Annotated in this window: 17 protein-coding genes and 1 pseudogene; 7 read left to right on the top strand and 11 right to left on the bottom strand. The window is 71.7% G+C overall.

Annotated features, from left to right (window positions below; all coding sequences use genetic code 11):
- Positions 1 to 95 precede the first annotated feature (95 nt).
- From AB0A95_RS08180 to AB0A95_RS08155, 6 genes and pseudogenes are all read right to left on the bottom strand, one after another.
- Positions 96 to 1,064: pseudogene (locus AB0A95_RS08180) on the bottom strand (arginase family protein); the annotation flags it as partial.
- Positions 1,065 to 1,130: 66 nt separating this feature from the next.
- A complete protein-coding gene (locus AB0A95_RS08175; RefSeq protein ID WP_357554906.1) occupies positions 1,131 to 2,054 on the bottom strand; it encodes a tetratricopeptide repeat protein in 924 nt (307 codons plus the stop codon).
- 220 nt (positions 2,055 to 2,274) lie between these two features.
- Positions 2,275 to 3,963, bottom strand: coding sequence for a methylmalonyl-CoA mutase family protein (locus AB0A95_RS08170; RefSeq protein ID WP_357554905.1), 1,689 nt, complete (start codon positions 3,961 to 3,963; stop codon positions 2,275 to 2,277).
- 118 nt (positions 3,964 to 4,081) lie between these two features.
- Positions 4,082 to 4,483, bottom strand: a complete 402-nt coding sequence (locus AB0A95_RS08165; RefSeq protein WP_357554904.1) for an Asp23/Gls24 family envelope stress response protein — start codon at positions 4,481 to 4,483, stop codon at positions 4,082 to 4,084.
- A gap of 99 nt (positions 4,484 to 4,582) precedes the next feature.
- Positions 4,583 to 5,587, bottom strand: coding sequence for a methylmalonyl Co-A mutase-associated GTPase MeaB (gene meaB / locus AB0A95_RS08160; RefSeq protein ID WP_357554903.1), 1,005 nt, complete (start codon positions 5,585 to 5,587; stop codon positions 4,583 to 4,585).
- The gene (locus AB0A95_RS08155; protein ID WP_357554902.1) at positions 5,584 to 6,783 is read right to left on the bottom strand and encodes an acetyl-CoA C-acetyltransferase; all 1,200 of its coding nucleotides are present in this window, start codon (positions 6,781 to 6,783) and stop codon (positions 5,584 to 5,586) included. The genes meaB and AB0A95_RS08155 overlap by 4 nt, the downstream gene beginning before the upstream one ends.
- Positions 6,784 to 6,845: 62 nt before the next feature.
- Between AB0A95_RS08155 and mce the strand changes: the two genes are divergently transcribed.
- The 7 genes from mce (at position 6,846) to AB0A95_RS08120 (ending at position 14,626) form a co-directional block, all read left to right on the top strand.
- On the top strand, positions 6,846 to 7,322 hold the full coding sequence (gene mce, locus AB0A95_RS08150) for a methylmalonyl-CoA epimerase (protein ID WP_357554901.1): 477 nt from the start codon (positions 6,846 to 6,848) through the stop codon (positions 7,320 to 7,322).
- A gap of 290 nt (positions 7,323 to 7,612) precedes the next feature.
- A complete protein-coding gene (gene ccrA / locus AB0A95_RS08145; protein ID WP_357554963.1) occupies positions 7,613 to 8,968 on the top strand; it encodes a crotonyl-CoA carboxylase/reductase in 1,356 nt (451 codons plus the stop codon).
- Positions 8,969 to 9,282: 314 nt separating this feature from the next.
- Entirely contained in the window at positions 9,283 to 10,542 is a 1,260-nt protein-coding gene (locus AB0A95_RS08140; protein ID WP_357554900.1) for a DivIVA domain-containing protein, read from the top strand.
- A gap of 177 nt (positions 10,543 to 10,719) precedes the next feature.
- Positions 10,720 to 12,915 (top strand): hypothetical protein, encoded by a 2,196-nt coding sequence (locus AB0A95_RS08135; RefSeq protein WP_357554899.1) that lies wholly within the window; start codon positions 10,720 to 10,722, stop codon positions 12,913 to 12,915.
- A 65-nt stretch (positions 12,916 to 12,980) separates the two neighbouring features.
- The gene (locus tag AB0A95_RS08130; RefSeq protein ID WP_357554898.1) at positions 12,981 to 13,262 is read left to right on the top strand and encodes a Scr1 family TA system antitoxin-like transcriptional regulator; all 282 of its coding nucleotides are present in this window, start codon (positions 12,981 to 12,983) and stop codon (positions 13,260 to 13,262) included.
- Complete coding sequence (locus AB0A95_RS08125) at positions 13,253 to 13,417, top strand: DUF397 domain-containing protein (RefSeq protein WP_357554897.1); 165 nt, start codon at positions 13,253 to 13,255, stop codon at positions 13,415 to 13,417. The genes AB0A95_RS08130 and AB0A95_RS08125 overlap by 10 nt, the downstream gene beginning before the upstream one ends.
- Positions 13,418 to 13,432: 15 nt before the next feature.
- Positions 13,433 to 14,626, top strand: a complete 1,194-nt coding sequence (locus tag AB0A95_RS08120) for an AI-2E family transporter (RefSeq protein ID WP_357554896.1) — start codon at positions 13,433 to 13,435, stop codon at positions 14,624 to 14,626.
- Between the two features lie 72 nt (positions 14,627 to 14,698).
- On the opposite strand, the gene AB0A95_RS08115 is transcribed toward AB0A95_RS08120, so the two are convergent.
- The 5 genes from AB0A95_RS08115 to AB0A95_RS08095 all read right to left on the bottom strand — a co-directional run bounded on the left by AB0A95_RS08115 (position 14,699) and on the right by AB0A95_RS08095 (position 19,388).
- On the bottom strand, positions 14,699 to 15,508 hold the full coding sequence (locus AB0A95_RS08115; RefSeq protein WP_357554895.1) for an alpha/beta hydrolase: 810 nt from the start codon (positions 15,506 to 15,508) through the stop codon (positions 14,699 to 14,701).
- 129 nt (positions 15,509 to 15,637) lie between these two features.
- Positions 15,638 to 15,967, bottom strand: a complete 330-nt coding sequence (locus AB0A95_RS08110; protein ID WP_357554894.1) for a hypothetical protein — start codon at positions 15,965 to 15,967, stop codon at positions 15,638 to 15,640.
- A gap of 37 nt (positions 15,968 to 16,004) precedes the next feature.
- Positions 16,005 to 17,066, bottom strand: coding sequence for a hypothetical protein (locus AB0A95_RS08105; protein ID WP_357554893.1), 1,062 nt, complete (start codon positions 17,064 to 17,066; stop codon positions 16,005 to 16,007).
- Positions 17,063 to 17,557 (bottom strand): SigE family RNA polymerase sigma factor, encoded by a 495-nt coding sequence (locus AB0A95_RS08100; protein ID WP_357554892.1) that lies wholly within the window; start codon positions 17,555 to 17,557, stop codon positions 17,063 to 17,065. Before AB0A95_RS08100 ends, AB0A95_RS08105 begins: the two co-directional genes overlap by 4 nt.
- 40 nt (positions 17,558 to 17,597) lie before the next feature.
- On the bottom strand, positions 17,598 to 19,388 hold the full coding sequence (locus AB0A95_RS08095) for a 3-hydroxybutyryl-CoA dehydrogenase (RefSeq protein WP_357554891.1): 1,791 nt from the start codon (positions 19,386 to 19,388) through the stop codon (positions 17,598 to 17,600).
- Positions 19,389 to 19,487 lie beyond the last annotated feature (99 nt).

Raw genomic sequence — 19,487 nt, 5'->3', positions numbered from 1 at the left:
CGGGCCAGCCCACCGGCCCGCTCCACACGGGCCAGCCCACCGACCCGCTCCGCCCCATCGGGTCGCTCGGTCGGGGCCGGGGACCGCCCGTCACCGCGCCGAGGGCCGGGAGTCGGCCGGGACGACAGCAGTCGGGGCGGCACCGCCTCCGGGGCCGTGACCGGGGCCAGACCGGCGACCACGGTGTTGACGATCTCGGCCGCGTACGAGCCGTCGGGGTCGTAGTCGGGGTCGAAGACTGTCAACTCCACCCCGAGGCAGTGCGGGGTGTCGACAAGGCCGGCGAGCAGGATCTCCAACTCGGCGAAGGCGATCCCACCCGGATCGGGGGCGTCCACGGCGGGCATCACCGCGGGGTCGAGCACGTCCACGTCGATGTGCACCCAGTAGCCCGCGCAGTCGGCGAGTTGCTCGTGCGCCCACTGGGCCGTCCGGGCGGCGCCCTCGGCCCGCAGCGCCGGCACCGGCCGGGTGGTGATCCCGGCGGCCTGGAGGTCGAGCCGGTACTCGTCCTGGGCTCGGATGCCGAGCACCACGACGTCGACGTCACGGAAGTAGGGCCGTCGCCCCTCGATCGCGGCCAGGTCGGCCTGTCCCCGGCCGGTGACGAGGGCGAGGTCCTCCCCGGCTGCCGCACCGACGTACGAGGCGTTGCCGGGGTGCCGGAAGTCGGAGTGCCCGTCGACGAAGACCAGCCCGATCCGCCCGCCGACGGCCTCACCGAGGCGGTGCATGGCCAACGCCGAGCCCAGCAGCACCGAGCAGTCGCCGCCCAACACCACCGGGAACTCGCCCCGGTCGATGATCGAGCCGATCCGTTCGGCGAGGGCCAGCGAATAGTCGGCGATCTCCCGGGCGTGGCACACCCCGTCGCCGGGTCGCCAGTCGCCGGGGTCGTACCGGGCCGGGGTGACGCAACCGGCGTCGCGGGCGCGCAGCCGGGCCAGCAGGTCGTGGTCGCGCAGTGCGCCTGGCGCCTTGGCGCAACCGGGCACCGACGTGGACGTCGGTGGTCGCAGACCGAGATTTGTCGGCGCGTCGAGGACGGCGATCCGGCGCATCATGAGCTCCCGTCCTCGTTGGTCGGGCGGGCCGGCCGGAACGCCGGCCCGCGCTGGCGTGCTAGGAACTCAGAACAGGGCGCTGGCCAGTGCCCGGCGTGCCGAGGCGACGGCCGGGTCGTCCGGGCCGGCGATGGTGAAGAGCGAGACCAGGTGCTGGCGGGCCGTCTCCCGGTCCTCGCCGGCGGTGCGCCGGACCAGACCGACGAGCCGGGCGTACGCCTGCTCGGCCAGGCCGCTGAGCACCTCGATGTCGGCGGCCAGCAGTTGGGCGGCCACGTCGTCGGGGGCGCTCTCGGCGGCGGCCAGCGCGGCGGCCGGGTCCGCGCCGGCGACCCGGCGGGCCACGCCGACCTGGGCGAGCCCAGCCGTGGCCGCGGCGTCCGCCGGGGCATCGGCCAGAATCTTCCGGTACGCCTGCTCGGCCGCGTCCAGATCGCCGCTCATCAGGGCGTCGTCCGCCTCGTCGAGGCGGGGGTCCTCCGGCTCGGCCACTGTCACGCCGCCGGCCTTGAGCACGGCCTGGATCCACTGCCGCAGCTGCGCCTCGGGCACCACCCCGGAGAAGGCGTCGACCGGCTGACCGCCGACGACCGCGTAGACCATGGGGACGCCCTGGACCCGGAACATCTGGGCGATGCGCGGATTTTCCTGCACGTCGACCCGTGCCAGCACCCAGGTGCCGCCGCTCTCGGCGTTCAGCTGCTCCAGGACCGGGGCGAACTCGTCGCTCTCCGGGAAGCCGGCCGCGCCGAAGAACACGACGACGGGCATCGCCATCGACCGTTCGAGCACCTCGGACTGGATTGTCGCCTCGGTGACGTCGACGATGGCGGTGCCACCGCCGGCGGCGGGCGTGCCGGGGGTGCCGTTGGACGGGCCGCCCTGCGGGGGCGTGCCGGGGCGCGTACTTGCTGGTGCGGGGCCACGCAGCGTGCTGAGGTCGACCGCGCCGCGGGTGAAGATCGACGAGGTGATCCGTGGGTCGCTCATGGTTACCTAGTCTCGCACGTGAGCCCCCGATCTCAGGTCACCCACAACCCCGACGTTGCAACTCTCACCCTGCCCCAACCACCCCACCCACACCCCGCCCCGCACCCCGCGATCTTGCACTCTCTGTCGCCGGTACGCGGCATTCACCCTTATGCGGGGACAGAAAAGTGCACGATCGCGGGAGCCGGGAGGCAGCGCGGGGACGGGGTGTGGGGTGGAGTTAGAAGCGGGCTGGTTCGCGGTGGGTGCCCCATTCGGCGCGCAGGGCGTCGCAGATCTCGCCGAGGGTCGCTTCGGCGCGTACGGCGTCGAGCATGGCGGGGATCATGTTCTCGTCGGTGCGGCTGGCGTCGACCATCCGGGCCACCGCCGCGCGGACCGCCGAGGAGTCCCTCGCGCCCTTGCGCTCGGCGAGCACCCGGCGCTGCTCCAGCTCCACCTCGTGCGAGATGCGCAGGATCTCCAGCTCCTTGGCGACCGTACCGGTGTGGCAGTTGACCCCGACGATCTTCTTGTCGCCCTTCTCCAGGGCCTGCTGGTAGACGAAGGCCGACTCGGCGATGTGCCCGGTGAACCAGCCGTCCTCGATGCCGCGCAGGATGCCCGAGGTCATCGGGCCGATCTGGTGCGGCCCGTCCCCGCCGAGCTGCCGGATCCGCGCGAAGATCTCCTCCGCCTCGGCCTCGATCTTGTCGGTCAGCGCCTCGACGTACCAGGAGCCGCCGAGCGGGTCGGCCACGTTGACCACGCCGGTCTCCTCCATCAGCACCTGCTGCGTACGCAGGGCGATCTCGGCGGACTCGTCGGTGGGCAGGGCCAGGGTCTCGTCCAGTGCGTTGGTGTGCAGCGAGTTCGTGCCGCCGAGCACCGCGGCGAGAGCCTCGACGGCGGTGCGTACGACGTTGTTGACCGGCTGCTGCGCGGTCAGCGACACCCCGGCGGTCTGCGTGTGGAACCGCAGCCAGAGGGCCTTCTCGCTGGTGGCACCGTAGACGTCGCGCAGCCAGCGGGCCCAGATCCGGCGGGCGGCGCGGAACTTGGCGATCTCCTCGAAGAAGTCCAGGTGCGAGTCGAAGAAGAAGCTCAGCCCCGGCGCGAAGACGTTCACGTCCAGCCCGCGCGAGAGGCCCAGTTCCACGTACCCGAAGCCGTCGGCCAGGGTGTACGCCAACTCCTGCGCGGCGGTCGAGCCGGCCTCGCGGATGTGGTAGCCGGAGACCGACAGCGGCTTGTAACGCGGGATCTCGGCCGCGCAGTATTCCATCAGGTCGCCGATCAGGCGCAGGTGCGGCTCCGGGTCGAAGAGCCACTCCTTCTGCGCGATGTACTCCTTGAAGATGTCGGTCTGTAGCGTGCCGTCCAGCTTGGACAGGTCGGCGCCCTGCCGCTCGGCGGCGACCAGGTACATGCAGAACACCGGCACGGCCGGGCCGGAGATGGTCATCGAGGTGGTGACGTCGGCCAGGTCGATGCCGTCGAAGAGCGCCTGCATGTCGGTGGCGGTGTCGATGGCGACGCCACAGTGGCCGACCTCGCCGAGCGCCTGCGGGTCGTCGGAGTCGCGGCCCATCAGCGTCGGCATGTCGAACGCGACAGAGAGGCCGCCACCGCCAGCGCCGAGGATCATCTTGTAGCGCTCGTTGGTCTGCTGGGCGTTGCCGAAGCCGGCGAACTGCCGGATCGTCCAGGTCCGCCCCCGGTATCCGGTCGGATACAAACCCCGGGTGTACGGGTACTCGCCCGGCCAGCCGATCCGCTCGAAGCCCGGATACGCGCTGCCCTCGGGCGGCCCGTAGACCGGCTCCACCGGCATCCCGGAGAGCGTGGTGAAGTCCGCGTCGCGCTTGCGCGCGGTGTCGTACCGGGCCTGCCAGCGCGCCCGTCCGGCGTCGATCTCGTCGGCGTCCATGAGCAGGGCTCCTCCTCGGGTCCTCGACTGCACGTCGAGTGTAGGACCCTTACCTGAACGATCGCTAAGTCCCGCCGTACCGACGGGTAACCTGCGACCGGGACGCCCCGCCGCGCGCCTAGGCGGTCGGCCCGCCCATCGCCACGTCGTCGACCCGGATGTTGACCTCGTCGACCCGCAGCCCGTACGCCTCGACCGCCTCGGTGACCCGGGCCCGCACCTGACCGGTGATCTCCGGCACCGGCTGGCCGGCCTGGATCACCAACACCAGGTTGACCACGGCGGCGTCCCCGGTCACGTGGGCCGAGCAGCCCCGCCGGGCATCGCCCACCTGGTCCAGCCCGACCCGGTCGAGCACCGAGTTGAAGAAGCGGGCCACGTCACCGCCCAGCTCGGCCACGCCGGGCACCGCGCGGGCGGCCGCGACGGCGATCTTCTCGATCACCTCGTCGGAGACCCGCGTCGTTCCGCCGGCCACCGCCGACGCCGTGGTCAGCTCCTGCGTCGCCTCGTGCTCCATCGCAACTCCCCTGGTCCTCGCGCCACCGCCCGGCCCACCGCCGTGGGGCGCTGCGAGCCTACAAGGACGACGTACCGCCGAGGTGTCCCCGGTGGACGGTCAGCGGGCGAGCTGGGCGAGCAACTCGTCCGCCGCCGTGTACGGGTCGATCGCACCCCCGGCGACCTTGGTGGCGAGCGTGCTCAGCTCCGTACCGTCACGCAGGGAGCCGATGCGGGCGCGCAGGGTGCCGAGCGCGATCGCCTCGACCTCGGCGGCGGCCCGCGCCTCCTGGCGGCGGCGCAGCTCGCCGTGCTCGACCAACCAGCCCCGGTGCTTGTCGATCGCCGCCGCGATCTCGTCGATGCCCTCGCCGCGCGCGGCGACCGCGCGGACCACCTGCGGCCGCCACTGCCCCGGGCCGCGCTCGCCGAGGGCGATCATGCCCTGGATGTCGCGGACGGTGGCGTCGACGCCGTCGCGGTCGGCCTTGTTCACCACGAACACGTCGGCGATCTCCAGGATGCCGGCCTTGACCGCCTGGATCGCGTCACCCATCCCGGGGGCCAGCAACACCAGCGTGGTGTCGGCGAGCGAGGCGACCTCCACCTCGGCCTGCCCGACGCCGACGGTCTCCACCAGCACCACGTCACAGCCGGCGCCCTCCAGCACCCGCACCGCCTGCGGCGTCGCCGCGGCCAACCCGCCGAGGTGACCCCGGCTGGACATGGACCTGATGTAGACGCCCGGGTCGGTGGCGTGGTCCTGCATCCGCACCCGGTCGCCGAGGATCGCGCCGCCGGTGAACGGGCTGGACGGGTCGACCGCCAGCACGCCGACCCGATGCCCCTGCGCCCGCAGCGCGCGGACCAGCTCGTTCGTGGTGGTCGACTTGCCCACCCCGGGCGAACCGGTCAGCCCGACGACCTGGGCCTGCCCGGCGTACGGCGCCAACGCGGCGGCGATCGCCGGCAGCAGCGCGTCGCCATTCTCCACAAGGGTGATCAGCCGGGCCACCGCGCGAGGATCACCCGCACGGGCCCGCTCGACGAGCATCGGTACGTCCCGACTGCGGCGCACCGACGTGGTGCCCGCGGACGGGACGTGCGCGGCCGCCTCGCTCACCGGGCCGACTCAGCCTTGCCCGGCACGTGGATGATCAGCGCGTCGCCCTGGCCACCGCCACCGCAGAGGGCCGCCGCGCCGGTGCCGCCACCGCGCCGCTTCAGCTCCAGGGCGAGAGTGAGGACGAGACGCGCGCCGGACATGCCGATCGGGTGCCCCAGCGCGATGGCGCCGCCGTTGACGTTGACCCGGTCCGAGCTGATGCCGAGGTCCCGGGTGGACTGCACGCCGACCTGCGCGAACGCCTCGTTGATCTCGACCAGGTCCAGGTCGGCGACGCTCAGCCCACCCTTCTTCAGGGCGTGGTTGATCGCGTTGGACGGCTGCGAGTGCAGGGAGTTGTCCGGGCCCGCCACGTTGCCGTGCGCGCCGATCTCGGCCAGCCAGGTCAGCCCCAGCTCCGTGGCCTTGGCCTTGCTCATCACGAGCACCGCCGCGGCACCGTCGGAGATCGGCGACGAGCTGCCGGCGGTGATGGTGCCGTCCTTGGCGAAGGCGGGACGCAGCTTGGCCAGCGACTCGACAGTGGTGTCCGGGCGGATGCCCTCGTCCTCGCTGATCACCAGCGGGTCACCCTTGCGCTGCGGGATCACCACCGGGGCGATCTCGTCGGCGAAGTGGCCGTTCTTCTGGGCGGCGGCGGCCCGCTGGTGGCTGGCCGCGGCGAAGGCGTCCTGCTCCTCGCGGGTGATGCCGTGCCGGGCACCGAGGCGCTCGGTCGACTCGCCCATCGAGCAGCAGTCCCACGCGTCGCTGAGCCCGTCGTGCGCCATGTGGTCCTTGACCACCACGTCGCCGTACTTGTAACCGGTGCGCTGGCCCATCAGCAGGTGCGGGGCATTCGTCATCGACTCCATGCCACCGGCCACGACGATGTCGAACTCGCCGGCACGGATCAGCTGGTCGGCCAGGGCGATCGCGTCGAGACCGGAGAGGCAGACCTTGTTGATGGTCAACGCCGGCACGGACATCGGCACACCAGCCTCGACCGCGGCCTGCCGCGCCGGGATCTGGCCGGCGCCGGCCTGCAACACCTGCCCCATGATCACGTACTGGACCTGGTCGGGGCTGACCCCGGCACGCTCCAGCGCGGCCTTGATGGCGATCCCGCCGAGCTTGGTGGCCGGGAGGTCCCTGAGGTTGCCCAGCAGCCGCCCCATGGGGGTCCGCGCGCCGCTGACGATCACCGAAGCCATGCCTGCCTCCGAGGGGGGTGCCGTGCTGTACGCCTTAACGATTGTTCGGCCAGACTAGCGCCATGACTGAGAACTCCTCCGCCGAGCCCGGTGCCGACTCCGTCACAGACATCGGGCTTCGCAAGATCGACCACGTCGGGATCGCCGTGGCCGACCTGGACGCCGCGATCGACTTCTACCAGCGGACGTTCGGAATGCGCTGCGTGCACGTCGAGACCAACGCCGAGCAGGGCGTGCGGGAAGCGATGCTGACCGTCGGACCGACCACCGAGGGTGGCTGCGTGCAACTGCTCGCCCCGCTCACCCCGGAGTCGACGATCGCCAAGTTCCTGGATCGCAGCGGGCCGGGAGTCCAGCAGGTCGCGTACACCGTGGTGGACATCGACGCGGCCTGCGCGGCGCTGCGCGCGCGTGGGATGCGGCTGCTCTACGACGCACCGCGGCGCGGCACCGCGGACAGCCGGATCAACTTCGTCCACCCCAAGGACGCGGGCGGCGTCCTCGTCGAACTCGTCGAACCCGCCCCCACCCCCCACTGACCCCCGTGCCCCGCCGCGCGGGCGGGGCGCGGCGCACCCCCGCGACCTCATTTCGGAGGTCGCGGCGCACGTCGGTGCGCGATTGGCGGGGCGGCCGGGCATCTTCACGCATCGGCGGATGCAGTTTTTCACAGAGGACTTCCCGGCCTAGCTACCGTTCAGTAACGTCCGCCCCCACCGGAGCACGACCGGTGCTGGATGTGTCGAATGCCGACATGGCGGTCGTGTCCACCGGCCCCGACGATGGCAGCACCCGGGCCCGTGCGGGTGCGGACGAACCGGAGGTCACCGTGCAGGACATCCTCGATGTGATCATGGCGGCGGAGGAGTCGAACGATCCGGACCGCGAACTCGCCGGCGTCGCCGGGCTGCCCGTACCGGAGAGTTACCGAGGCGTCGTGGTCCGCGCCGAGGAGGCCCGGATGTTCGACGGTGTGCCCACCCGGGACAGGGACCCGCGCAAGGCGCTGCACGTGCAGGAGGTGCCGACCCCGGAGTTGGCGCCGGGCGAGGCATTGGTCGCGGTGCTGGCGAGCGCGATCAACTACAACACGGTCTGGACCAGCATCTTCGAGCCGCTGCCCACCTTCACGTTCCTCCGACGCTACGGCCGGGTGTCCGAGCTGACCCGCCGGCACGACCTGCCGTACCACGTGGTCGGCTCGGACGCGGCGGGCGTGGTGCTGCGTACCGGCCCCGGGGTGACCCGGTGGGCGCCCGGCGACGAGGTGGTGGCGCACTGTCTCTCCGTCGAGCTGGAAGACGCCGCCGGGCACGACGACACCATGCTGGACCCGCAGCAGCGGATCTGGGGCTTCGAGACCAACTTCGGTGGGCTGGCCGAGCTGACGGTGGTCAAGGCCAACCAACTGATGCCCAAGCCGCGTCACCTGAGCTGGGAGGAGGCGGCCAGCCCCGGGCTTGTCAACTCCACCGCGTACCGGCAGCTCGTCTCGCACCACGGGGCCAACATGAAGCAGGGCGACGTGGTGCTGATCTGGGGTGCCTCCGGCGGCCTCGGCGGGTACGCCACCCAGATGGCACTCAACGGCGGTGCGATCCCGGTCTGTGTCGTCTCCTCGCCGGAGAAGGCGGAGCTGTGCCGTCGGATGGGCGCGGACCTGGTCATCGACCGCGCGGCGGAGGGTTTCCGCTTCTGGAAGGACGAGGTGACCCAGGACCCGGACGAGTGGAAGCGCTTCGGCGAGCGGATCCGCGAGCTGACCTCCGGCGAGGACCCGGACATCGTCTTCGAACACCCGGGTCGGGAGACGTTCGGCGCCAGCGTCTACGTGGCCCGGCGCGGTGGAACGGTCGTCACCTGCGCCTCCACGAGCGGTTTCCAACACCAGTACGACAACCGCTACCTCTGGATGCACCTCAAGCGGATCGTCGGCAGCCACTTCGCCAACTATCACGAGGCGTGGCAGGCCAACCGTCTGGTCGCGCTCGGAAAGGTGCACCCGACGGTGTCCCGCACCTACCCCCTGGAGCAGACCGGCCAGGCCGCGTACGAGGTGCACCGCAACGCCCACCAGGGCAAGGTCGGCGTGCGCTGCCTCGCACCGACGGACGGCCTGGGCGTACGCGACGGGGAGTTGCGGGCCCGACACGAGGACGCGATCAACCGGTTCCGGGGGCACTGACCGGCGACGCCGGCCCGGGGGCACTGAGCCCGGCCACCGGCCGGACGGGTGAGACCTCGATGACCATTGCGGTGATCGGACATTGTTCTTCCGCTCCCATTAGCGGAAAACCCGCCCGGATCGAACAAAGGGCCTCGGGGCAACCCCGGGGCCCTTTTTCACGTCACGCTGCGTGGCGTCCGACCCGCCCGGGACCTGCCAAGATCGCCGATTGGTCCCGCCCCGCCGATGGTGGCAGTTGACCATGTAAAGAGGCCACGAAAGCTGCGCACCGCTCTTGCGAAGCACCCTGGGGCGTCTGCCAGTATGTCCCAATGCCCCAGCAGCAGTCCTCCCCTCTCGCGTTCTTCGATAACGCGAACTCGCAGCCAGACTTCACCGTCGGCCTGCGCGGTTACAACACCCACCAGGTCGATGACTTCCTCGGCCGGATGACCGCCGCGCTGACCCAGTCCGAGCAGGCCCGTGCCGAGGCCGAGCAGCGGATGAACGACGCCCAGCGTCGGCTCCGCCAAGCCGAACAGCGCATGAGTGCGCTGGAGCAGAAGCTCACCGACACGAACAAGCAGCTCGAAGAGAACAGCCGGCCCACCCTCTCCGGGCTCGGCACCCGCGTCGAGCAGATCCTCCGGCTCGCCGAGGAGCAGGCCAACGACCACCGCAACGAGGCCAAGCGCGAGTCGGAGGGCATCCTCTCCGCCGCCCGCCTGGAGGCCCGCGAGATCACCGACAAGGCGCGTGCCGAGGCCGCGGCCATGAAGGCCAGCGCCGAGCGCGAGGCGGGCAACCTGCGCACGGCCGCGGAGCGGGAGGCCGCCGAGGTCCGGGTGCAGGCCCGTCGCGAGGCTGACACGTTGCGCGCCGACGCCGACCGCGAGACCAAGCAGCTGCGTACGGTCACCGCGCACGAGGTGGCCGAGCTGAAGTCGACAGTCGAGCGGGAGGTGGCCACTCTCCGGGCCACCGCCGAGCGGGAGATCACCCAGCAGCGGGCCAAGGCCGCCCGCGAGGCCGAGGAGAAGCGCGCCGAGGCCACCAAGCTGCTCACCGACGCGCGGGACAAGCGCGACAAGGACCTCCAGGCCCTGGAGCTTCAGCTGGCCGAGCGCCGCGAGAAGGCGGAGCGCGAGGAGTCCGAGCGGCACGCCGCCCAGGTCGCGCAGACCCAGAAGATGGTCAGCGAGGCCGAGCAGCGCGCCCGCGCCGCCCAGGAGCGCGCGAAGGAGATCGAGCAGCGCGCCGAGGCCCGCCGGGTCGAGTCGGAGCGCAACGCCGCCGAGACGATCGACAAGGCCAAGGCGCACTCCGAGAAGACGCTCAACGAGGCCAAGGCCGAGTCGCAGCGCCTGCTCACCGAGGCGCGCACCGAGGCGGAGCTGACCACGCAGGCCGCCCGCCGCGAGGTCGAGGACCTCACCCGGCAGAAGGACGCGGTCACCTCGCAGCTGGGCCAGATGCTCTCCGGGCTTGCCGGCATCGTGCCGGGGATGCCGGCGGCCGCTCCGGCGGCCAAGGCGGAGGCCAAGAAGACCGAGGGCGGTCAGGAGCGGGTGCCGGCGGAAACCGCCGGCTGACGCGCGGCGTCAGGTCGGGGCATCAGCGGCGCGAGGTGACACCGGGTAACCGGTGTCACCTCGCGCCGTATGCGTTTCCCAGCCCGTGGTATCCCGTGCTCGCAACGGAGTGAAGTAGCTCGCACAAGGCGCGTCCGTATCGCCCCAGCAGGCCCTGTTGCGTGTGAGGATGGGGGCATGTCGCACGGCGAGGAACTGTTCGCTCTCGGCGGGGACGTGACGACGGAGCCCAGCTTCGAGTCCGCTCTGCGGGGGTACGAGAAGAAACAGGTTGATCGGTATGTCGCGCGTGCCGAGCACGAGATCGCGACCCTCGCGTCCGAACGGGAACAGGCGTATACACAGATCCACAAGCTCGCCGGCCAGGTCGAGGTGCTCCAGCGTGACCTGACCCAGGTGCGCAAGCAGATGAACGTGGTCGACCGGGCCTCGTTCAAGCATCTCGGTCCGCTTGTCGACTCGATCGTCACACAGTCCGAAGAGCTGGCCGAGAAGATCGTGGCCGACGCGAACGTGGAGATCGAGGCCCGTCGTGCCGCGGCCGAGCACATCATCGAGGAGGCCCGCGAGCAGTCCGCGCGGGCACTGAAGGACTTCGAGATCGCCCTCGCCGCGCGGCGCTCGGAGGAGGAGCGGCACAGCGCCGCCCGCCGGGCCGAGGCGGAGGCCACCCTGCGGTCCGCCAAGGACGAGGCGGCGCAGTTGCGCAAGGCCGCGCAGGACGCGCTGGCGAAGGCGCAGCAGGAGGCCACCCAACTGCGGGACACCGCCAAGGAGATCCACACCCGGGCCCAGCAGGAGTCGACAAAGCTGCGCGAGTCGGCCCGCGAGACGTTGGCCAACGCCCGGCAGGAGGCCAGCGACCTGCGCGACGCCGCCAAGGAGGTGCACGCCAAGGCCCTCCAGGAGGCCAAGCGGCTCACCGACACCGCGACCGAGGCCGGCCGGGCCACGCACGCCAAGGCGCAGCAGGAGGCCAAGCAGATCATCGACGACGCGTCGATGGCGGGCCGGGCCACCCGCGCCAAGGCGCAGCAGGAGGCGGAACGGCTGACCACGCAGGCCGCCGAGGCGGCCAAGCGCAGCCGCGCCGACACCGAGGCGTACGTGCAGCGGATGCGCGCCGAGACCGAGGCGTACGTGCAGCAGACCCGGGCGCAGACCCAGCAGGAGCTGGGCGCGTGGCGGGCCGGCGTGGAGCAGGAGGTCAACTCGCGGCGCGAGGAGGCCGACCGGGAGTTGGCGCAGCGACGGTCCACTGCCGAGCAGGAGTTCGCCAAGCGCCGTGATGAACTGGACCGGCAGCACGAGTCCCGCCAGCAGGAGCTGGAGGCCGGGTTCGCCAGCCGCCAGCAGGAGTTGGAGTCGGGCTTCACCACCCGCCGCGACGAGCTGGAAACCGAGTACACGAGCCGCAAGAACGAGCTGGAAACCGAGTACACGAGCCGCAGGGACCTGCTGGAGACCGAATACTCCACGCGCAAGAACGAAATCGAGCAGGGCGCTGCCGGAATTCGCCAGGCGGCCGAGCAGGACGCGGCGGCACTCCGCCAGCGGTCCGAGGCGGAGGCCGCCGAGCTGTTGAGCCGGGCCAAGACCGAGGCTGGCGACAAGCGCCGCGAGGCCGACGAGCACGTCGCGGCGTCGCGGCGGCAGTTCGAGGAGTACGCGGCCACCACGCAGCAGCACCTGGCCACCACTCAGCAGCACCTGGCGGCCACCCAGCAGGAGTCGGCGGCGGGTCGGCAGCAGTTGGCCCAGGTGATGTTGGAGATCGCCCAGGCCCAGCAACAACTCGCGGACCTGCGGCAGGAGACCTGGAAGTCCCGGCAGGAGTCCGACGATCTTCAGCGACAGATGGCCGAGCTGCGGTTGCAGAGCGTCGCCGGCCCGATCGACGGCCCAACCGCTGGCGACGGGGTGAGCAGGGGCGCGGCCGACGCTGTTGACGAGGGCACGGCCGTCTCCGGCACGGCGACCGCCGACGCGGGCGCAGCCGCCTCAGGCACGACGACCGCCGACGACGGCACGTCGCCCAGGTCGGATGCCGCCGACGACGGCACGTCGCCCAGGTCGGGTGCGGCCGCCGGCCTCAAGACCGAGCCCGCCGACACCCGGCAGCCGGTGAACGCCGCAGCCGAGGGGCAGTCCACGACCCGGCCGGTGGCCGAGCCGGTGACCACCGTCGACGGAGGCGCGGCCAGCGCCGGGGTGGACGGGGAGCCGACAGTGGCCGCCGTTCCGGGCGAGGGTGGCCGGGGCGCCAAGCCGACCAAGATCACCAGCACCGGTGAGAACGGCAAGCGACCCAGCAAGCCGACCACCGACGAGCGCAGCGCCAAGCCCAGCAAGGTCACCATCGAGAAGGACTGACGGGTACGCCGCCAGCCGCATGATCGACACGACATCAGTGAAATCGGGGTGTCCGGGCTACCCGGATGCCCCGATTTCGTGAAACGCGAGTGGATCAGGGGCGCCGCCGAAACGCGAGTGGATCAGGGGCGCGGCCGGAGCCGGGCCTTTCCGGACCCTTCGATCTGGCCCGAGGTGCCGACGGTGGTTGGGTGGGGCACATGGAGCACCAGATTGACGGTCTCGTGGTCGATGGCGACCATGAGGTGGCTACGCTGCTGGCGCGCTGGGCGATGATCAGAAACGGTGCGTCGTCCCGCCGCCAGCCGATCGAACTGATGAAGGAAGTTGTGACCTCATGGACCTGACCGGTGCACGCTGGCGCACGTCCAGCCGGAGCGGCAACGGAGAGTGTGTCGAGGTGGGAGCGCGGGACAGCAGGGACCCGGCCGGCCCGGTGCTGGTGTTCGCGCCGGCCGTGGGGCGGGCGTTCGTGACCGCCGCCCGTCGTCCCACCCCCTGAGCCGGGAGGCCCCTGGTGCCGCAGCACGACCCGTCCGGCGACAACCCGGACCTGACCCCCGGCCCCCCAGCAGCGGAGACGCCACCCTCGACGGAGACACCACCGCCGGTACCGGTCCCTGCTCTCGGAACCGACCCGGATGAGCCGCCGGCGGTCCCGTCCGGCAGGTTCGGCACGCCGGGGCGTCCGCTGCGCCGCAACAGTTTCCTGATCGGGTTCACCGGTGGGCTGGGCGTGCTGCTGGCGTACACCCTCTATCTGGGGATCCGCAATGCCGGCGGCATCCTGGTGCTTGTGGTGATCGCGCTCTTCCTGGCGGTCGGCCTCAACCCGGCGGTGGTCCGGCTACGCCGCTGGGGCCTGCCGCACGGCCTGGCGGTGGCGGCGGTCGCGCTGACCGTGGTGCTGCTGCTCTGCGGGGGCGTGTGGGCGCTGGTCCCGCCGATCGTGACGCAGTCGGGGCAGTTCATCGACCAGATCCCGAGCCTGCTCGCCGAGTTGCGGCGCAGTTCGACGGTCAATGACCTGATGGAACGGTACGACGTGGTGGAGCGCGTGCAGGGCGCGGCCAACGCGGACACCGTCGGCCGGGCGCTCGGCGGGGTGCTGGGCGGCGCTCAACTGATCTTCGGCACGGTGTTCCGGACGCTGACCGTGTTGGTGCTGACCATCTACTTCCTGGCCTACTTCAACAAGCTGCGCTCCCTGGGCTACTCGTTGGTGCCTCGGTCGCGGCGGGAGCGGGTGCAGCTGATCGGCGACGAGATTCTGGCCAAGGTCGGGGCCTACATGGTCGGCGCGTTGAGCATCGCGGTGCTGGCCGGCGCGACCACCTTCGTCTTCGCGCTGATCGTCGATCTGCCGTACCCGTTCGCACTGGCCGTGGTGGTCGCGGTGACCGACCTGATCCCGCAGATCGGCGCCACCCTCGGCGCGGTGATCGTGAGTCTGGTCGGCTTCGCCACCGATCTGCGGGCCGGCATCGCCTGCGCGGTCTTCTTCCTCATCTACCAGCAGGTGGAGAACTACCTGATCTACCCGAAGGTGATGCGACGCTCGGTGGAGGTCAACGAGGTGGCCGCCCTGCTGGCCGCGCTGCTCGGGGTGGCACTGCTGGGCGTGGTGGGCGCGCTGATCGCCATCCCCACGGTGGCCGCGCTGCAACTGATCCTGCGCGAGGTGGTGCTGCCCCGACAGGAGACCCGCTGACCCCACGCACACCGGGGCAGACCCGCTGACCCCCGCCCCGCAGGGCAGACCCGCCGCGTCGTCGCTCGACGGTCAGTCGGCCTTGCCGGCGGCGGGGCCCGGAACGGGCGTGTCGGCGAACGAGGCCACCGTCCGGTCGGCATACGCGCTGACGTCGCCGGACTCCATCGGGCCGTCCCACGTCGTCGGCAGCGGCACCTCGACGGCCGGGTTGACCCGCCGGACGATCTCGTCGAGCACCGTCTCCGCGTCGCCCACCCAGAGGTGCTTGGCGCCGGGCACACCGACCACCTCTGCCTGCGGCACCGCGGCGAACCGCTCCCGCGCCTCGACCGGGCGCAGGTAGTCGTCGAACTCCGGCACCAGCGCCGTCAGCGGCCGACCCGAGGTGGCCCAGGTGGTCAGGTCCGCAGGTGTCGAGAAGCGCAGCGGCGGGGAGAGCAGGATCGCCCCGGCGATCGCCGGGTCACAGCCGTACCTCAGGGCCAGGTCGGTGCCGAACGACCAGCCGACGAGCCAGATGTTGGGCAGCTCGGCGAACTCCGCGTACTCGATGGCGGCGGCCACGTCGTAGCGCTCCCCCACCGCCCCGTCGAACGCTCCCTCGCTGGTGCCGCGCAGGCTGCTGGTGCCCCGGGTGTTGAACCGCAGCACGGCCAGGTCGGCGAGGGCGGGCAGCCGCCACGCCGCCTTACGGAAGACGTGGCTGTCCATCATTCCGCCGTGGGTGGGCAGCGGATGCAGGCAGACCAGGGTGGCCACCGGCGGCCGGTCGGCCGGCAGGGCCAGCTCACCGACCAGCCGCAGACCGTCGGCGGTGTGCAGCTCGATGTCCTCCCGGCGGCCGGGCAGGATCGACGACGCGCGAATCGCTGTGCTCACCACCCAAGTCTGTCGCGAAGTCACCGCCACCGCCCGCCCAGGCACAAACAGCGTGATCCAGGTCGCTCAGCCGCGGCGGGTGACACCCCGGCGGGGCCGCTGAGCGGCGGAACACCCCGGCGGAATCGCTCAGTAGCGGGGGGTGCCCCGGCCGCGTTGCACCGCCGGCCCGCGCCGGTCCCGGGCTCGCCAGCAGCCGCTGTGCCAGTGCCGCCGGTCGGTCAGGTCACCCAGACCGTCGGCCGGCCAGGCCACCAGGTGGGCCACTCCGGGTGGGATCTCCTGGTCACAGCCGGGGCAGCGGTACGTCTTGACGGACGCCCCGGCGCCGATTCCGCGCACCTGCCAGGCGCCGTCGGCCCACTGCTGCACCGAGGCGACACCCTGCCGGACCCGGTCGGCGTCCAGGTTGGCGTTCTCGTCCCGGCGAGGGCGATTGCGACGGGGGCTCACAGTCACCAAGGGTACGGTCTGCCTGGTGAAGCGGCCCGGCCGGTCACCAGGACGCCGGCTCGTCCAGTGACTCGCTGACCTGCGCCCCGGCCAGCACCGTCGCCGCGTCTTCCTCGTCGTACCCCTGTGCCGGCCAGCCGAAGTTGGCGGTCAGGTGGGCCTTGGGGAAGCCGAGCAACTCAAGTTCTCCGACCTGGCGATCGATGTGCGCCGGTTTGCCGCCGACAGTCCGGTTTCCCTCGGTGCGGCTCCCGGCGATGCCTGTGGCGTACTGCAACTCGACCTGGATCGCGCCCGGGTTGCTCCCGGAGACCATCATCTGCACGCCGAACGCCGCCGGGAACGGTGCCACAGTCACCTCGCATCTCGTGAGCTGTGTGCCCGCCGGCAGCGTGGTGAGTCGCAGCGGGCCACCGCACCGGTGCGCCTGGTCGAGCCGCAGCGCGGCGGCCACGGCGAACAGGTCCCGCTCGTTCGGGCCGCTGCCGCTGGCCCGGGCGTACACCCCGGGGGCGGGTTGCCAGTGTCGCAGCCACGCCGGCACGCCGTAGGGCCCCTCGGCGTGCGACACCGACCCGTCGTAGACGCCGTCCTCGACCAGCTCCGGCACCAGGGCCGGCAGGCCCTGGGCGCGCATCGGCAGGGCGTCCGCGGTGGCGGCCAGTTCCAGGGTGACGGTGCGCCCGTCGACGTCGAGCCGCGCCATCTCCACGCCGCTCTGCACCGACCAGGAGAGGTATCGGGGCCCGTCCGGGGCGAACCCGAAGTGCAGCACGTCCGGGTCCGCGCCGACCAGGTCGGGTCGGGTGGCCGCGCCGGGTACGCCGTCGAGCCGGGGCGGCGTCACGGCCTGCACCGCGTCACTCGGCAGGCCCAGCCCCGGAATGACGACGTCCAGGCCGGAGCCGGAGAGACTCACCGGACCGAGGGCCACGCCCGCGCCGAGCACGGCCACCACTCCCAGCACCGAGGCAGCGGTGGCGCGTCGGCGGCGGATCCGGGCCCGGCCCCGGGACACCGCGACGGCCAGCAGCCGGTCGGTGTCCACAGTGCCCTCGGCGTGCTCGCGCAGCGTCTGGTCGATCCGCTGGTCGAGGTCTGTCACTGTCGGCTCCCGTTCGTGGCCGGGGCACCGCAGCGCTCCCGAAGGTTGGCAAGCGCCCGCATCGCGTGGGTGCGGACGGTGACCGGTGAGCAGTCCAGGATCTGGGCGATGGTCTGGTCGTCGAGGTCCTCGTAGTACCGCAGCACCAGCACCGCCCGCTGACGGTCGGGCAGGCCGAGGATCAGCCGCCACATCTCGTCGCGATCGGCCGCCTCGCCGCCGAGGTCGCCACTGTGTGGCCGCTCGGCGAAGGACCCGACGACCAACTCCCGGCTCGACCGACGGCGCCACCAGGAGTTGTTGGCGTTGACAAGCATGCGACGCACGTACACGTCAGGCCGGTCGGCGCGGACGATCCGGCGCCACTGCACGTACGCCTGGGACAGCACCTCCTGGGTGAGGTCCTCGGCCCGGTGTTCGTCACCGGTCAGCAGCCGGGCGAGCCGGACCAGCGCCGGTCCCCGGCTGCTGACGTACTCCTCGAAGGTCACACCCTACAGACGTCCTGGGTGCCCCGTGGCGTTGACCCGCTCAGCGGTGCGAGTGGTCGCGGAAACCGCGGCGGGCCTTGCGACCCAGGTAGCCGGCGGTGACCAGATGCTCCAGCAGCGGCGCGGGCGCGAAGCCCGGCTCGCGCAACTCCAGGTACAGCTCGCGCTGGATCGCCAGCGCGACGTCCAGCCCGACCACGTCGAGCAGCTCGAACGGGCCCATCGGGTAGCCGCAGCCCAGCTTCATGGCGTGGTCGATGTCGTCGGCGGTCGAGTAGCTGGCCTCCAGCATCTTCACCGCGTCGTTGAGGTAGGGGAAGAGCAGCGCGTTGACGATGAACCCGGACCGGTCACCGCAGACCACACCGGTCTTGCCGAGCGTGGCGCAGACGGCGCGGGCGGTGGCGGTGGCCTCCGGGGAGGTGCGGATCGTGCGGACCACCTCGACCAGCGGCATGACCGGCGCCGGGTTGAAGAAGTGCAGCCCCACCACGTCGGCCGGCCGGTGGCTGGCCATCGCCACGTCGATCACCGGCAGCGAGGAGGTGGTGGTGGCCAGCACGACGCCCGGCTTGCAGATCTCGTCGAGGCTCGCGAAGAGCGCCTTCTTCACGCTCAACTCCTCGACGACCGCCTCGACCACCAGGTCGACGTCGGCGAGGCGGTCGAGCGTGGCCGACCAGCTGATCCGGCCGAGCGCGGCGTCCCGGTCGGCCTCGGCGAGCCTGCCGCGCACCACACCCTTGTTGAGCGAGGTCCGCACCGCCTCGCGGAGCGTCGCGGACTTCTCCTGGCCCCGGGCCACCGACACGACCTCGTAGCCGGCCTTCGCGAAGACCTCGACGATCCCGGTGGCCATCGTCCCGGAACCGACGACGCCGACCTTCGCGATGGCGCGCGCGCCGTCGGCGAGCGCGGCGTCAGTGGCCAGCGGCGTCGCCTCGTCCGGTACGACCACCGGCGAGCCGGGCCGTTCGTAGGTGTAGAAGCCCCGACCGGACTTCCGGCCGAGCAGTCCCGCGGTCACCATCTGTTTGAGCAGCGGCACCGGGGCGTGCCGGCGGTCCCGCCCGCCGCGCCGGTACATGGTGTCCAGGATCTCGTACGCGGTGTCGAGGCCGATCAGGTCCATCAACGCGAGCGGGCCCATCGGCAGGCCACAGCCGAGCTTCATCGCGGCGTCGATGTCCTCCCGGGCGGCGTAGTGCGACTCGACCATGGCGACCGCGTGGTTGAGGTAGCCGAAGAGCAGCGCGTTGGCGATGAAGCCGGCCCGGTCGTTGATGGTGACGTCGACCTTGCCGAGGCGGGTGCAGAGCGCCTCGACGTCGGCGACCACCTCGGGAGCGGTGACGACGGTGCGGACCACCTCGACAAGCTTCATCACCGGGGCGGGGTTGAAGAAGTGGATGCCGATCACCTGGTTGGGCCGGGTGGTGGCCACCGAGATCTCGGTGACGCTCAGCGACGAGGTGTTGGTGGCGAGGATGGTCTCCGGCCGGCAGACCCGGTCCAACTCCGCGAAGATCCGCTGCTTGAGGTCCAGGTGCTCGGGCACCGCCTCGATGACCAGGTCGACGGAGTGCAGCGCGTCCAGCCCGACCGCGAAGTGCACCCGCTCGTGCAGGGCGTCGCGGTCCGCCACGGCGAGCTTGCCCTTGGCGACAGCCCGGTCGGTGGAGCGGGTCAGGGTGGCCCGGCCACGTTCCAGCGCCGGCTCGGAGATCTCGACCGCCACCACGTCGACACCGTTGCGGGCGAAGACCTCGACGATGCCGGCACCCATGGTGCCCAGCCCCACCACGCCCACGGTGCTGAACTCGCGCGCCACGACCGGCCTCCCCAGACACTCCGCACGACCCCTGAACGGCCGCTAAGGCTATGCGCGCGAGTCTGCCACGTGACGCTTGGTTGTCGAGACGCCGTGGCC

The sequence above is a fragment of the Micromonospora sp. NPDC049230 genome, from assembly GCF_040647875.1.
Taxonomy (GTDB): domain Bacteria; phylum Actinomycetota; class Actinomycetes; order Mycobacteriales; family Micromonosporaceae; genus Micromonospora.
This window is presented reverse-complemented; position numbering and strand designations above follow the sequence as displayed.

What these genes read in the sequence shown, in the direction of transcription:
- AB0A95_RS08175 (WP_357554906.1), bottom strand. Translation starts at nt 2,054, where the DNA reads ATGAGCGACCCACGGATCACCTCGTCGATCTTCACCCGCGGCGCGGTC.
- AB0A95_RS08170 (WP_357554905.1), bottom strand. Translation starts at nt 3,963, where the DNA reads ATGGACGCCGACGAGATCGACGCCGGACGGGCGCGCTGGCAGGCCCGG.
- AB0A95_RS08165 (WP_357554904.1), bottom strand. Translation starts at nt 4,483, where the DNA reads ATGGAGCACGAGGCGACGCAGGAGCTGACCACGGCGTCGGCGGTGGCC.
- AB0A95_RS08155 (WP_357554902.1), bottom strand. Translation starts at nt 6,783, where the DNA reads ATGGCTTCGGTGATCGTCAGCGGCGCGCGGACCCCCATGGGGCGGCTG.
- mce (WP_357554901.1), top strand. Translation starts at nt 6,846, where the DNA reads ATGACTGAGAACTCCTCCGCCGAGCCCGGTGCCGACTCCGTCACAGAC.
- AB0A95_RS08140 (WP_357554900.1), top strand. Translation starts at nt 9,283, where the DNA reads ATGCCCCAGCAGCAGTCCTCCCCTCTCGCGTTCTTCGATAACGCGAAC.
- AB0A95_RS08135 (WP_357554899.1), top strand. Translation starts at nt 10,720, where the DNA reads ATGTCGCACGGCGAGGAACTGTTCGCTCTCGGCGGGGACGTGACGACG.
- AB0A95_RS08130 (WP_357554898.1), top strand. Translation starts at nt 12,981, where the DNA reads ATGCCCCGATTTCGTGAAACGCGAGTGGATCAGGGGCGCCGCCGAAAC.
- AB0A95_RS08125 (WP_357554897.1), top strand. Translation starts at nt 13,253, where the DNA reads ATGGACCTGACCGGTGCACGCTGGCGCACGTCCAGCCGGAGCGGCAAC.